Source organism: Bradyrhizobium sp. (assembly GCF_036735945.1).
In the GTDB taxonomy this organism is placed as follows: domain Bacteria; phylum Pseudomonadota; class Alphaproteobacteria; order Rhizobiales; family Xanthobacteraceae; genus Bradyrhizobium.
Map to the genome: position 1 here is coordinate 1 of NZ_DAINNI010000133.1, position 13,024 is coordinate 13,024.

A 13,024-nucleotide genomic window follows, 5' to 3' on the forward strand; every position below is an offset into this window, starting at 1 on the left:
CGACCGGCGACCAGAAGCGCATCATGACGCCGGCGCGCGCGATCGCCGCCGGCGCGGATTACCTCGTGGTCGGGCGCCCGATCACGGAAGCCGCCGACCCCAAGGCGGCGGCGGATGCCATCCAGGCGGAGATCAGGCAGGCGCTTGTGTAGTAGAACTTGCAGACCAGGAAACGGGAGAGTGAGATGGCGAAGGGATACTGGATCGGGCGCGTCGACGTGAACAGTGACGAGGGCTACAAGCCCTATGCGGCGGCCAATCCTACGATCTTCAAGAAATTCGGCGGGCGCTATGTCGTGCGCGGCGGCAAGTTCAACGCGGTCGAGGGCCAGAGCCGCTCGCGCAACGTCGTGATCGAGTTCGACAGCTACGAGCAGGCGCTGGCCTGCTATAACTCACCGGAATACCAGGCCAACATCAAATTGCGGCAGCCACACTCGATCGCGGAGCTGATCGTCATCGAGGGCTATGACGGCCCGCAGCCGTAGTGGGGATTGGAGTACGTCGCTCTCCCGTCATGCCGGGGCAAGCCCGGGCATGACGAGCGTGGCCGGGCCCTGATCGGTTGCCGGAACGGCCTCATCCCGCTATAGGGCGTGAAGAGGTGAAGCCATGGCCGATATGCGATTGATCGTTGCGGGGGCCGGCGGCCGGATGGGCCGCGCGCTGGTGCGCGTCATTTCCGAAACGCCGGGCGCTGTCCTGGCCGGCGCGCTGGAAGCGCCGGGGTCGGAGCTGCTGGGCAAGGATGCCGGCGTGCTCGCGGGCCTGCCGGAAAACGGCATCAAGCTTTCCGCCGACCTCTGGGCGCTGTCGGCCAATGCCGACGGCATTGTCGATTTCACCGTGCCGGCCGCGACCATCGCCAATGTCGCGATTGCCGCCCAGCGCGGCCTCGTGCACATCGTCGGAACCACCGGCCTGTCGGCCTCTGACATGGCCGTGATCAAGAGCGTTACCTCGCGTGCCAAGGTGGTCCAATCGGGCAATATGAGCCTCGGGGTCAATCTGCTCGCCGCGGTGGTCAAGCGCGTCGCAAAATCGCTGGACGAAAGCTTCGATATCGAAATCGTCGAGATGCATCACAAGGCCAAGATCGACGCGCCCTCGGGCACCGCCTTCCTGCTCGGGGAAGCCGCCGCCGCCGGCCGCGGCATCGACCTGCACGCCCGCTCGGTGCGCGGGCGCGACGGACAGACCGGCGCACGCCGGCCGGGCGATATCGGTTTTGCCGCGCTGCGCGGCGGCACCGTCACCGGCGATCACTCCGTGATCTTCGCCGGTCCGATGGAGCGCATCGAATTCACCCACCGCGCCGAGGACCGGACCATGTTCGCGCAAGGCGCGGTCAAGGCCGCGCTATGGGCGCATCGCCGGCAGCCCGGCTTCTACACGATGGCCGACGTGCTGGGGCTTGCCGACTTCTGAAGAATCGAACAACGGAAAATCCCAACAATGAGCGAACGTCTTCTTGTGCTCGTGCGTCACGGGCAGAGCGAATGGAATTTGAAGAACCTGTTCACGGGCTGGAAGGACCCTGACCTCACCGAGCAGGGCATCGCTGAAGCCAGGGACGCCGGCCGCAAATTGAAGGCGCAGGGGCTGACCTTCGACGTCGCCTTCACCTCCGACCTGACGCGCGCCCAGCACACGCTGAAGCTGATGCTGGCCGAGATCGGCCAGACCGATTTGCCGACGACGAGGGACGTCGCGCTCAACGAGCGCGACTATGGCGATCTCTCCGGACTGAACAAGGACGACGCCCGCAAGAAGTGGGGCGAGGACCAGGTGCTGATCTGGCGCCGCTCCTACGACGTGTCGCCGCCCGGCGGCGAGAGCCTGAAGGACACGCTGGCGCGCGCGCTGCCCTATTACGTGAAGGAAATTCTGCCGGGCGTGCTGCGCGGCCAGCGCACGCTGGTCGCAGCCCACGGCAATTCGCTGCGCGCGCTGATCATGGTGCTGGAGAAGCTGACGCCCGAGCAGATCCTGAAGCGCGAGCTGGCGACCGGCGTGCCGGTGATCTACCGGCTCAATCCGGATTCGACGGTGGCGTCGAAGGTCGATCTGGCTGGGTAGGCTGTCATTCCGGGGCGCCCGAAGGGCGAACCCGGAATCTCGAGGTTCTCAGGTGCGCAATTGCGCACCATAGTTCGATGCTTCGCATCGCCCCGGAACGACATTCGCGAAACTAATGCAATCCGACCTGGCCGGCTTCCCAGCCGAGCATCGCCTGCTTGCGGGTGATGCCCCAGTGATAGCCGGTCAGCGTGCCGCCCTTGCCGAGTGCGCGATGGCAGGGCACCACGAACGACACCGGGTTGCGGCCGACCGCGGCGCCGACCGCGCGCGAGGCCTTCGGGTTCTTGATCGTGTTGGCGATGTCGGAATAGCAGACCGCGCGGCCCATCGGGATCTTGAGCAGCGTCTCCCACACCCGCACCTCGAAATCGGTGCCGATCAGCACCACGCGGAGTGGCTGGTCCGCCCGCCACAGCCGCGTATCGAAGATGCGCTGCGCGAGACCGACCGTGCCGTCGTGGTCCTCGACATAGGTCGCGTTCGGCCAGCGCCGCTTCATGTCGGCAAACGCCGCCGGCTCCTCGCCGGGATCGGCGAAGGCAAGACCCGCAAGGCCGCGTTCGCTCGCGATCACGATCGCGGTGCCGAACGGGGAGGCGTGGAAGCCGTAGCGCAGCGTCATGCCGGCGCCGCCGTTCTTCCATTCGCCCGGCGACATCGCTTCATGGGTCACGAACAGATCGTGCAGCCGGCCCGGGCCTGACAGGCCGGAGTCGAGTGCGGCATCGAGCACGCTGGCGGAATCGCGCAGCAGGCCCTTTGCGTGGTCCAGCGTCAGCGCCTGCATGAAAGCCTTCGGCGTCAGCCCGGCCCAGCGGCGGAACAGATGATGCAGTTCATCCGGCGTGACGGCGGCGGCATCCGCCATCGCCTCGATGGTCGGCTGCGCGCGCCAGTGCTCCGAGATGAAAGCAATCGCGCGGCGCACGGAATCGTAATCGCGCAGCGCGGCAGTGTGTTGTGGGCCCGGCTTGGCCAGGCGCTGGTCATGTATCGCTGATATCATCATGGGGTCTGATTTAGGGCTCATGCGCGGCTCAAACCACCCGATTCCTGACAGGTATCAACCAACTGGATTATAGGTGACGCCCCGCTTGGCAGTTTGCAGCGCCGCCAGTAAGGCTTTGGCAAAGCTTGCCTTTTCTTCGGGTCCGAGGAAATGGCCGATGACAAGCCGGCGGCCGCGGGAGACCAGATAGAGGTGTTCGATGCCGAATTCCGGATCGCCGGTCTGTTCGAGCTGCACCCAGAGCGGATTGAACGACCATTCGATCAAATGGCCGCGATGGCTGACCCGCCGCACCCGCAATTCAGACGGCGTCACCAGGATGTCCTCGGTGGCGCTGGCGCTGCGGAAATTGATCCGGAATGCCCAGTAGATCACCAGCGCGTCGAGACCGAAAAAGCCGAATATCGGCCACGCGCCCATCATCCAGAAGGCGATGCCGGCGACAAAGCTCACCGCACCGATCAGGGTCATCAGCACCAGAAACCCGGTGCGGTTGAGCGAGCGATGCGGCGTGACATGCGCCGAAAACAGCGTCGGCTGATCGAGCGTCGGTTCAAAGTCGTTGCTTGCGGTCATCGCGTGTCAGTATATCCCGATCATGGCCAAAATCATCCGCTCTGTTAGCGTCAGAAAAGCCGGCGCGCCATCCGTGCCGAAGAAAGCGGCACGGAAGGCCGCCAAGTCTCTCCCCAAGCGGGCGGCGAAGAAATCTCCCAAGCCAAAACCCTGGACGCCGGCCGAGGTCCACGAGGCCTTCAGCCGGTTTCGCAAGGCTAACCCGGAGCCGAAGGGCGAACTGGAACATCTCAATCCCTACACGCTGCTGGTGGCGGTGGTGCTGTCGGCGCAGGCGACCGACGCCGGCGTCAACAGGGCGACGCGGGCGCTTTTTGCGGTCGCCGATACGTCCGAAAAGATGCTGGCGCTCGGCGAAGAGAAAGTGCGCGACTACATCAAGACCATCGGGCTCTACCGCAACAAGGCGAAGAATGTCATCGCGCTATCGCAGAAGCTGATCGACGAGTTCGGCGGCGAGGTGCCGCGCACCCGCGCCGAGATCGAGACGCTGCCGGGCGCCGGACGCAAGACCGCCAACGTCGTGCTCAACATGGCCTATGGCGAGCACACGATGGCGGTGGATACGCATGTGTTCCGCGTCGGCAACCGCACCGGGCTCGCGCCCGGCACTACGCCGCTCGAGGTCGAGCTCGGGCTGGAAAAGGTGATCCCGCCGGAATTCATGCTGCACGCCCATCACTGGCTGATCCTGCACGGCCGCTACACCTGCCTCGCGCGCAAGCCGCGCTGCGAGGTATGCCTGATCAACGATCTTTGCCGCTGGCCGGAGAAGACGGTCTGAGGCATGATCGCCATCATGTCTTCCGGCGCGCCGTCAAGCGATGCGGGCAGCATGGCTCTGGGAGAGCGGCTTGAGTCAGCAGGATCAAACCAGCCCGGCACCCATTGATCAGGCCGGAGCGCCGCCCTCCCAGGTCGCAGCGGCTCACGCGGTCGCGGCTCAACCGTCGTCTCCATCGCGCGGCGCGTGGGGCCGGTTTGCGCTGCCGCTGTTCGCGGTGCTGGTGGCGCTCGCCTTCGTTGTGCTGGCCACATTGCGCTGGGATGCCTGGGTCGGCCGCGCCGCGATCCAGACGACGAACGACGCCTATGTGCGGGCCGAGTTGACCCGGCTGAGCAGCCGGGTCGCCGGCGAGGTGTTGACGGTCGCCGTCAACGATTTTCAGCGGGTCAAGGCCGGCGATCTGCTGGTGCAGATCGACCCCGCTGATTATCAGGCCCAGGTCGCGCAGGCCGAAGCCGGCGTCGCGGCGGCGCAGGCCGCGCTCGATAATCTGAACAACCAGGTCGAACTGCAATACGCCACCATCGCACAGGCCGAGGCGGCGCTGGTGTCGGCCTCCGCGCAGGAAGTCGAGGCGCGCCAGGAACAGGAACGCCAGCAATCGCTGTCGCAGACCGAATCCGGTACGCGCCAGAAACTCGAACAGGCGATCGCAGCCTTCGCCAGGGCGCAGGCCGACGTTCGTGCCAGCCGGGCCGTCATCGCCGCGCAAAAGCACCAGATGGAGGTACTGGCCGGAACCAAGAAGCAGCGCGCCGCCGACCTGCTGGGCGCGCAGGCGGCGCTCGCCGCAGCGCGGCTGAAGCTCGGTTACACCAGGATCGTCGCGCCCTTCGACGGCGTCGTCGGCGAACGGCTGGTTCAGGCTGGCGACTACGTCAATATCGGCAGCAGCCTCATCAATGTGGTGCCGCTGCCGAATGTGTATGTGATCGCCAATTACAAGGAGACCCAGTTGACGCGGGTCAAGCCGGGCCAGCCCGTGGAGATCTCCGTCGACAGCTTCCCGTCGGAAATCCTGCGCGGTCGCGTCGAGCGTGTCTCTCCGGCCAGCGGATCGCAATTCGCATTGCTGCCGCCCGACAACGCCACCGGCAATTTCACCAAGGTCGTGCAGCGCATTCCGGTCCGGATCCGGCTCGACAAGGACCAGCCCTTGCTGGAGCGTCTGCTGCCAGGCATGTCGGTCGTCACGAATATCGATACCGGGGCGCGAGCGGATGGCGGAAAATGATCTCGCCGACCGTGGGCCGATATCGCGCGGCGGCGTCGCCCCTCACCCGCTGTTCGCGGTTGGCGCCGTACTGCTCGGGGCGTTCCTGGCGAATTTCGACAGCCGCCTGACCACGGTCGGATTGGCCGATCTGCGCGGCGCGTTTTCGCTGGGGTTCGACGAGGGCGCCTGGCTCTCCACCGCGGGGATCGGGTCGCAGATCCTTGTCGCGCCCGCAATCGCCTGGCTTGCGACCGTCTTCGGCCTGCGCCGCGTGCTCGGCATTCCGAGCCTCGTCTATGCGCTGGTCTCGCTGGCGATCCCGTTCGTCCGCGACTATCCCACGCTGCTCGCGCTCAGCATCCTGCATGGCATGCTGCTCGGCACCTTCGTGCCCGCGACCTTGATGATCGTCTTCCGCAACCTGCCGATACAATGGTGGCTGCCGGCGATCGCCATCTATTCCATCCGCGTCGGCTTTGCGCTCGATACCTCGACGTCGCTGGTCGGCTTTTACGTCGACCACTGGGGTTGGCATTGGATCTACTGGCAGGGTGCGGTGATCGCGCCCTTGATGGCGTTGATGGTCTATCTCGGAACGCCCCGGGAGCCGGTCAACCGGGCGCTCCTGCAGGATGCCGACTGGGGCGGAATGCTGCTGCTCGGGGCGGCGGTCTCGATGATCTACGCCGGTCTGGATCAGGGCAACCGGCTGGATTGGCTTGAATCCGGCACCGTCATGGCATTGCTGTTGAGCGGCGGCGCGTTGTTCGTCCTGTTCCTGATCAATGAGATGCTGGTCCCGCAGCCGTGGGCGCATTTCAATGTGCTGTTCTCGCGCAATATCGGGCTCTCGCTCGTCGTCATCCTGCTCTACACGCTCACCTCGCTCTGCAATTCGTCGCTGGTGCCGAATTTCCTCAGCGTCGTCGGCCAGCTCAGGCCCGAACAAACCGGCGCGCTGCTGCTGGTCTGGGGCGCGCTGCCGATGTTCCTGCTGGCGCCGCTGTCGATCCTCCTGCTCCGGCATTTCGACGCCCGTACCGTTCTGGTGGTGGGGCTGTCGGCCTTCGCCGCCGCTAATCTCTGGGGAACCCGGCTTAGCCATGAATGGGCACGCGAGGACTTCACCGGCATCGTGCTGCTGACATCGATCGGACAGGCGTTCACGCTGCTGCCGATCATCATCCTGGCGGTGTCCAATTCCGATCCGTCCCGCGCGACCGCATTCGCCGCCTACATTCAGATCATGCGGCTTGGCGGCGCCGAGATCGGCGTCGCGCTGATGGGGACATGGCTGCGCGTCCGCGAGCAGGTCCATTCCAACTATCTGGGCTCGCATGTTCAGAACGGCAGCGTGGATGTCACGCGCATGCTCAAGCTGCTTTCGGAATCCTACGCCAGCCACGGCGCGGCGCTCGCGCCGGCGCGCGCACTGGGCAAGCTGTCGGCGCTGGTGCAGCGCGAGGCGAACGTGCTCGCCTATATCGACGGCTTCTGGCTGTGCTTCTGGATGGCCATGGCGGCGCTCGGCTTCACGGCGCTGATCACCCGGGCGCCGCCGGGTCCGTTCATGCCGGCGCCGTTCGGCTTTGCGAAAGGCGTCCTGCGGAAGTGCGGCGTCGCCGTGCGGTAACGCCGGTCAGCGCGCCGACATTTCCCGCCGCGCCGGCTCGATCAGCTCGGGCCGCGGCCCCGACAGGCGCTTGTGCATGTGGACCATGAAGGCCATGCCGAACACCGGCGTCGCCAGATTGACAATCGGGATCGACACGAAGGCGGCGATGAAGAGGCCTGCGGTGAACACGGTCGCCGCATTGTCCCTGCGCATCGCCTTGGCTTCGGCCGGCGAGCGGAAGCGCATCGCCGCGAGTTCGAAATATTCTCGCCCGAGCAGCCAGGCGGTGGCGATGAAGAAGATGATGAAGCCGGCGCCGGCGAACAGCACGAAGGGCAGGGCGATCAGATAGACCAGGATGGTCAGCAGCGCGGTCTTGATGCCCTCGGGAACCGCGACACCGAGCGGCAGCGCGTCGCCGGGCCGCTCCGCCGGATAATGCTCGCGCTCGACATGCTCGGCGACATCGTCGACGAACACGCTCGCGATCAGCGAGGTGACCGCCGGCATCAGGAAGATGCCGCCGAGCACGACGCCGAGCCCGGCCGCGATCGAGATGATCCAGGAAAGGATGTGGAGCGAGGTGTGAAAGCCGGGGCCGAGCATGGCTTCGGCCCAGCCCTCGCCGTAATCGGCGAACCAGCTCAGCAGCCGCTGCAGCCCGATCGCCAGCACCGTGATCAGCACCAGTGCCAGCCCGATCGAGCGCCACAGGATGGAACGCATCGGCGGCGACAGCATCTGCGAAAGCGCCTTGACGGCGGCGTCGAACATGGCGGTTCTACCCTTGTGAACAAACCCTCGCGAGAGGTAGATACGTGCAAGGGCTTCGGCAAGAGCCTGCCGGCCCCGGGAGAGAAGACTGTCGTCAAAAACAGCTAGGTGAGGTGGCCATGAGCGGTGTCCAGGAAATCTATCCCGACAACAGGATCATCCTGCGTGAAGTGGGCCTGCGCGATGGCTTGCAGCTCGTGAAGAAATTCCCGTCGACGGAGGCCAAGCAGCGCTGGATCCGCGACGAATATGCCGCCGGCGTGCGGCATTTCGAGGTCGGTTCGTTCCTGCCGGCAAAGACCTTTCCGCAATTCGTCGATATCAGGGACATCATCGCGACGGTGGCCTCGCTACCGGGCGCCTATGGCATTGCGCTGACCCTGAACGAGCGCGGCGTCAATGAGGCGCTGGCGTCAGGCGTGGCCGAAATCGCAAGCGTGGTCTCGGCGACCGAGGAGCACAGCCAGGCCAACGCCAACCGCTCGCGCGACTCCGCCATCGCAAATGTCCGGCGCCTCTGCGAGTTGCGCGACGCCAGCGCGCACAGGCCGGTCGTGAACGCCGCGATCTCGATGGCGCTGGGCTGCTCGATCGTCGGCCCGGTGGATCCAAAGGAAGTGCTGCGCTTGACGGAAAAGCTGTTCGAGGCCGGCGTCGACATGGTCGCGATCGCCGATACCGTCGGCTATGCGGGACCGAAGCAGGTCGGCGACGTCGTCGCGGGCGCGGTGAAGATCGCGGGCGCAAAGCCGATCTGCATCCACCTGCACGATACGCGCGGCATGGGCATCGCCAACGCTTCCGCCGCCCTCGATTCCGGTGCGCGGGTGCTCGACGGATCGCTCGGCGGCCTCGGCGGCTGCCCGTTCGCGCCGGGCGCGACCGGGAATGTCGTGTTCGAGGATCTGGTGTTCCTGTGCGAGAGCAAGGGATTCAAGACCGGCATCGACATCGAGAAGCTGGTCGCGGTGCGCGAGATCCTGAAAGCGGAAATGCCGGGCGAGGCGCTGTATGGCGGGCTGGCGCGGGCCGGATTGCCGCGCGGAACGGCAGCCAGGGCGGCCTGAACTAACATTCGTCAAGCCCGGGACAGGCCCGGGCATGACGACGTCCAGGGTGACGTTCCCTGACGCAACTACAGCCTTGTCATCCGCAGCCGCAACGCGTTGCCGACCACGCTCACCGACGACAGTGCCATCGCGGCGGCAGCGATGATCGGCGACAGCAGCAGGCCGAAGGTCGGATAGAGGATGCCCGCGGCGATCGGGATGCCGGCGGCGTTGTAGATGAAGGCGAAGAACAGGTTCTGCCTGATGTTGCTCATCGTCGCCTCCGACAGGCGGCGGGCGCGAACGATGCCGGTGAGATCGCCCTTCAGCAGCGTGACGCCTGCGCTCTCCATCGCGACATCGGTGCCGGTGCCCATGGCGATGCCGACTTCGGCCGCGGCGAGCGCCGGCGCGTCGTTGACGCCGTCGCCGGCCATCGCAACGACCTTCCCGGCCTTCTGCAGCCTGGCGACAACCGCGCTCTTCTGATCGGGCAGCACTTCCGCCTCGACCTCGGATATGCCGAGGCTCTTCGCAACGGCATTCGCCGTGGTGCGGTTGTCGCCGGTCAGCATGATCACCTTGATGCCTTCCGCCGCCAGCGCCTTCAGCGCGTCAGGCGTCGATGCCTTGACCGGGTCGGCGATGGCGAACAGCCCCGCCAGCCGGCCATCGACGGCCATGCTGATCACGGTCGCGCCCTCGCCGCGCAGGCGCTCGCCCTGGTCATTCAACGGCTGCGCGTCGATGCCGAGCGATCGCAGGAAATTCGCATTGCCGAGCACGATGCTCTTGCCGTCGACCTTGCCGGTGGCGCCCTTGCCGGTCGGCGAATCGAACGCCTCGACCTTGCCGAGATCAAGCTTGCGGTCGGTGGCCGCGCGCACGATGGCATCGGCCAGCGGATGTTCGCTCGCGCGTTCCACCGTTGCCGCCAGCCGCAGAATTTCCGCTTCGTCGAATCCCGCCGCAGGCACGATTCTGACGACCTTCGGCTTGCCCTCGGTCAGCGTGCCCGTCTTGTCGACCACCAGCGTATCGACCTTCTCCATGCGCTCCAGCGCTTCGGCGTTCTTGATCAGCACGCCGGCATGCGCGCCGCGCCCGACGCCGACCATGATCGACATCGGCGTGGCAAGGCCGAGCGCGCAGGGACAGGCGATGATGAGCACGCTGACGGCGGCAACGAGGCCGAACGCCATACGCGGTTCGGGCCCGAACCAGGCCCAGGCGCCGAACGCGATCAGCGCCACGACGATCACGATGGGCACGAACCAGCCGGACACCTGATCAGCCAGCCGCTGGATCGGCGCGCGTGAGCGCTGCGCATCCGCTACCATCTTCACGATCTGCGACAGCAGCGTGTCGCGCCCGACTTTCTCGGCGCGCATGATGAAGCCACCGGATTGATTCAGCGTGCCGGCAATGACCTTGCTGCCAACCTCCTTGGTAACAGGCATCGATTCGCCCGTGACCAGCGACTCATCGAGCGAGGAGCGGCCCTCCAGGATGATGCCGTCGACCGGCACCTTCTCACCTGGTCGCACACGCAGCCTGTCGCCAACGGCGAGCGCATCAATTTCAACTTCGTGGTCCGCACCATCCTCGCCAATGCGGCGCGCGGTCTTCGGCGCGAGCTGAAGCAGGGCCTTGATCGCGCCTGACGTCGCCTCGCGCGCACGGAGTTCGAGCACCTGGCCGAGCAGCACCAGCACGGTAATGACGGCCGCTGCTTCGAAATAGACTGCGACCGCGCCGCCATGGCCGCGGAACGTGTCTGGGAAGATGCTGGGCGCGACCGTGCCGACGACGCTGTAGACATAGGCCACGCCGGTGCCCATCGCGATCAGCGTGAACATGTTGAGATTGCGCGTCTGAAGCGATTGCCAGCCGCGCACGAAGAACGGCCAGCCGGCCCACAGCACCACGGGCGTGGCGAAGGCGAACTGGATCCAGTTCGACAAGGTCTGATCGACCCAACCATGGCCGCCGACGAGATGGCCGCCCATTTCAAGGATGACCGCCGGGAGCGCGAGCACCAAGCCGATCCAGAAGCGGCGCGTCATGTCGGCGAGTTCGGGATTGGGCGGCGCGTCAAGGCTCGCAACCTCCGGCTCCAGCGCCATGCCGCAGATCGGGCAGCTTCCGGGACCGACCTGGCGGATCTCCGGATGCATCGGGCAGGTGTAGATGGCGCCCTCCGGCACCGCGACCTTCGGCCTGCTGTCCTTTTCCAGATAGGCGACGGGATCGGCGGCGAACTTGGTGCGGCAGCCGGCCGAACAGAAATGATAGGTCTCGCCCTTGTAGTCGAAGCGGTGCTTGCTGGTCGCCGGGTTCACGGTCATGCCGCAGACGGGGTCGCGCACCGAGGTTGCGTCGTGATGGCCGTGGCTGACGTGCTCGTGGCCGGCATGGCTGTGGCCGCCACAGCAACCGCTCTTCGACGCGCCATTTCTATCGGCGTTTTCGTTGTTGCTCATCATCCGCTCCGGCACTTGAAATCTATACCCTGTAGGGGTATATAGGCCGCATGCGAAAAGACATCAAGGCGTCCTGTCAGAAACGTCTCAGCCGGATCGAAGGGCAGGTCCGCGGGCTCTCCAGGATGGTGGAGGATGACCGCTACTGCATCGATATCGTCACGCAGATATCAGCCGTGCGCGCCGCGCTGCGCCGGGTCGAGGAGGAAGTGTTGCGGGATCACGTCGCGCACTGCGTCGAGCATGCCATCACCAGCGGCGACAAGACCGACCAGCGTGAGAAGATCGCCGAACTGATGGCCGTGATCGGGCGTTCGGATCGGTGACGTAGCTAGTCGTGCCGATGCCCGTGCTTGCGCGCCTTCGGCTTCTTGTCCTGTGACGTCGGGATCATCACCACGCGGCCGTAGCGCACGCCGCGCTCGGCGATGACGTGGTCGGCGAGATGGCGGACCTCGCTGGAGGCGCCCTTCAGCGTCGTCACCTCCATGCAGATGTCGTCGTCGAGATGCACATGCAGCGTCGCCAGCGACAGGTCGTGGTGGCCATGAAAATTCCGCACCAGCCTTCTTGAGAGGTCGCGCGCGGCGTGATCGTAGACATAGACAAGAGCTGCGACGCACTGGCCCGAGGGCGCGGCGTCCTCGGCGCTCTGCTGCAGCCCGGCGCGGGCGAGATCGCGGATGATCTCCGAGCGGTTCTGATAGCCGCGCGCTTCCGCCGCCGCATCGATCTCGGCGAGCAAATCGTCTTCGATGGTGATCGTGATCCGTTGCATGGGAAATTCCGTCGGAGCGCAGAGTATGATATTTTTTGTTGTATCGTCATACCGCGCTTGCTAGCGTGAGGTGCCGGGTTACTTTGAACTGTATGCGGTCGCGCGCCGATTGTAGCAGTTATCATGCGGTGGCGGGCAGGTTCTGACGTTGGTGCATGGCAGATCCCGACCCTCATGGTGAGGAGGCGCGCAGCGCCGTCTCGAACCACGAGGCCCCGTTCGTGCCATTCATCCTTCGAGACGGCGCTATGCGCCTCCTCAGGATGAGGTCTGACAGAACGGGCTTATCTCTCAGGCCACCTTCTCCGGCACGCGCGGTTTCATGCGGCGATCCGGCGGGCGGACTGCGACGTACTCGACCGCGAGATAATGTTCCGACACCGTGACCCGCTCGATCATCGTGGCTTCGATGGTGACTTCCTCGCTCACTTCCTCAACTGGAAGCGGCGCTTCCTGGTCAATCTCTTCAGGAACAAGTGGCGGCGACTTGACCTCTGGAAACACCCCGAACTCGCCCGCTACCTCCGCGAGCGGCTTCTGCTTGTCGGCCCAGTGCAGCGCCGTGTAGTCGAAGCCGTGCACGATGGTGGGTTTGACGATTTCGAAATAGGGCGAGATGTCGAAATCGCGCGGCATGTAGAGCGAGGAGTCGCGG

14 protein-coding genes and 1 pseudogene are annotated in these 13,024 nt (G+C 65.4%); 9 read left to right on the forward strand and 6 right to left on the reverse strand.

The features are described from left to right. From V7E26_RS25755 to V7E26_RS25770, 4 genes are all read left to right on the forward strand, one after another. Positions 1–152 (forward strand): orotidine 5'-phosphate decarboxylase / HUMPS family protein (locus V7E26_RS25755; protein WP_324421752.1); only part of this gene is annotated, 152 nt, incomplete at its 5' end. Between the two features lie 33 nt (positions 153–185). After that, positions 186–488: a DUF1330 domain-containing protein gene (locus V7E26_RS25760; RefSeq protein ID WP_324421741.1), complete on the forward strand. Its 303-nt coding sequence runs from the start codon at positions 186–188 to the stop codon at positions 486–488. Between the two features lie 124 nt (positions 489–612). Continuing rightward, complete coding sequence (gene dapB / locus V7E26_RS25765; protein ID WP_324421742.1) at positions 613–1,428, forward strand: 4-hydroxy-tetrahydrodipicolinate reductase; 816 nt, start codon at positions 613–615, stop codon at positions 1,426–1,428. Positions 1,429–1,455: 27 nt separating this feature from the next. After that, positions 1,456–2,079, forward strand: a complete 624-nt coding sequence (locus V7E26_RS25770; RefSeq protein ID WP_324421743.1) for a 2,3-bisphosphoglycerate-dependent phosphoglycerate mutase — start codon at positions 1,456–1,458, stop codon at positions 2,077–2,079. Positions 2,080–2,191: 112 nt separating this feature from the next. Here the strand turns inward: V7E26_RS25770 and V7E26_RS25775 are convergent, their stop codons facing one another. Both V7E26_RS25775 and V7E26_RS25780 read right to left on the reverse strand, forming a co-directional pair. Next, complete coding sequence (locus V7E26_RS25775) at positions 2,192–3,091, reverse strand: bifunctional helix-turn-helix domain-containing protein/methylated-DNA--[protein]-cysteine S-methyltransferase (RefSeq protein WP_324421753.1); 900 nt, start codon at positions 3,089–3,091, stop codon at positions 2,192–2,194. A 54-nt stretch (positions 3,092–3,145) separates the two neighbouring features. Continuing rightward, the gene (locus V7E26_RS25780; protein WP_324421744.1) at positions 3,146–3,667 is read right to left on the reverse strand and encodes a DUF2244 domain-containing protein; all 522 of its coding nucleotides are present in this window, start codon (positions 3,665–3,667) and stop codon (positions 3,146–3,148) included. 22 nt (positions 3,668–3,689) lie between these two features. Between V7E26_RS25780 and nth the strand changes: the two genes are divergently transcribed. From nth to V7E26_RS25795, 3 genes are all read left to right on the forward strand, one after another. Beyond that, on the forward strand, positions 3,690–4,451 hold the full coding sequence (nth, locus tag V7E26_RS25785; RefSeq protein ID WP_324421745.1) for an endonuclease III: 762 nt from the start codon (positions 3,690–3,692) through the stop codon (positions 4,449–4,451). 70 nt (positions 4,452–4,521) lie between these two features. Next, positions 4,522–5,688 (forward strand): HlyD family secretion protein, encoded by a 1,167-nt coding sequence (locus tag V7E26_RS25790; RefSeq protein ID WP_442893481.1) that lies wholly within the window; start codon positions 4,522–4,524, stop codon positions 5,686–5,688. Beyond that, positions 5,675–7,303, forward strand: a complete 1,629-nt coding sequence (locus tag V7E26_RS25795) for an MFS transporter (RefSeq protein ID WP_324421746.1) — start codon at positions 5,675–5,677, stop codon at positions 7,301–7,303. Before V7E26_RS25790 ends, V7E26_RS25795 begins: the two co-directional genes overlap by 14 nt. A gap of 6 nt (positions 7,304–7,309) precedes the next feature. On the opposite strand, the gene V7E26_RS25800 is transcribed toward V7E26_RS25795, so the two are convergent. Further along, positions 7,310–8,059 (reverse strand): sulfate transporter family protein, encoded by a 750-nt coding sequence (locus tag V7E26_RS25800; RefSeq protein ID WP_324421747.1) that lies wholly within the window; start codon positions 8,057–8,059, stop codon positions 7,310–7,312. A 119-nt stretch (positions 8,060–8,178) separates the two neighbouring features. Here V7E26_RS25800 and V7E26_RS25805 point away from each other — a divergent pair, with 119 nt between their 5' ends. Beyond that, complete coding sequence (locus tag V7E26_RS25805; protein ID WP_324421748.1) at positions 8,179–9,126, forward strand: hydroxymethylglutaryl-CoA lyase; 948 nt, start codon at positions 8,179–8,181, stop codon at positions 9,124–9,126. Positions 9,127–9,194: 68 nt separating this feature from the next. Here the strand turns inward: V7E26_RS25805 and V7E26_RS25810 are convergent, their stop codons facing one another. Then, positions 9,195–11,591, reverse strand: a complete 2,397-nt coding sequence (locus V7E26_RS25810) for a heavy metal translocating P-type ATPase (RefSeq protein WP_324421749.1) — start codon at positions 11,589–11,591, stop codon at positions 9,195–9,197. A 50-nt stretch (positions 11,592–11,641) separates the two neighbouring features. On the opposite strand from V7E26_RS25810, the gene V7E26_RS25815 reads away from it, so the two are divergent. After that, complete coding sequence (locus V7E26_RS25815; protein WP_324421750.1) at positions 11,642–11,917, forward strand: metal-sensitive transcriptional regulator; 276 nt, start codon at positions 11,642–11,644, stop codon at positions 11,915–11,917. A gap of 5 nt (positions 11,918–11,922) precedes the next feature. Here V7E26_RS25815 and nikR read toward each other — a convergent pair whose 3' ends face one another. After that, on the reverse strand, positions 11,923–12,369 hold the full coding sequence (gene nikR / locus V7E26_RS25820) for a nickel-responsive transcriptional regulator NikR (RefSeq protein WP_324421751.1): 447 nt from the start codon (positions 12,367–12,369) through the stop codon (positions 11,923–11,925). A gap of 291 nt (positions 12,370–12,660) precedes the next feature. After that, positions 12,661–13,024, reverse strand: a pseudogene (locus tag V7E26_RS25825) (lipo-like protein); the annotation flags it as partial.

What these genes read in the sequence shown, in the direction of transcription:
- V7E26_RS25770 (WP_324421743.1), top strand. Translation starts at nt 1,456, where the DNA reads ATGAGCGAACGTCTTCTTGTGCTCGTGCGTCACGGGCAGAGCGAATGG.
- V7E26_RS25800 (WP_324421747.1), bottom strand. Translation starts at nt 8,059, where the DNA reads ATGTTCGACGCCGCCGTCAAGGCGCTTTCGCAGATGCTGTCGCCGCCG.
- V7E26_RS25815 (WP_324421750.1), top strand. Translation starts at nt 11,642, where the DNA reads ATGCGAAAAGACATCAAGGCGTCCTGTCAGAAACGTCTCAGCCGGATC.
- nikR (WP_324421751.1), bottom strand. Translation starts at nt 12,369, where the DNA reads ATGCAACGGATCACGATCACCATCGAAGACGATTTGCTCGCCGAGATC.
- V7E26_RS25780 (WP_324421744.1), bottom strand. Translation starts at nt 3,667, where the DNA reads ATGACCGCAAGCAACGACTTTGAACCGACGCTCGATCAGCCGACGCTG.
- V7E26_RS25810 (WP_324421749.1), bottom strand. Translation starts at nt 11,591, where the DNA reads ATGAGCAACAACGAAAACGCCGATAGAAATGGCGCGTCGAAGAGCGGT.
- V7E26_RS25775 (WP_324421753.1), bottom strand. Translation starts at nt 3,091, where the DNA reads ATGATGATATCAGCGATACATGACCAGCGCCTGGCCAAGCCGGGCCCA.
- V7E26_RS25805 (WP_324421748.1), top strand. Translation starts at nt 8,179, where the DNA reads ATGAGCGGTGTCCAGGAAATCTATCCCGACAACAGGATCATCCTGCGT.
- dapB (WP_324421742.1), top strand. Translation starts at nt 613, where the DNA reads ATGGCCGATATGCGATTGATCGTTGCGGGGGCCGGCGGCCGGATGGGC.
- V7E26_RS25760 (WP_324421741.1), top strand. Translation starts at nt 186, where the DNA reads ATGGCGAAGGGATACTGGATCGGGCGCGTCGACGTGAACAGTGACGAG.
- nth (WP_324421745.1), top strand. Translation starts at nt 3,690, where the DNA reads ATGGCCAAAATCATCCGCTCTGTTAGCGTCAGAAAAGCCGGCGCGCCA.
- V7E26_RS25795 (WP_324421746.1), top strand. Translation starts at nt 5,675, where the DNA reads ATGGCGGAAAATGATCTCGCCGACCGTGGGCCGATATCGCGCGGCGGC.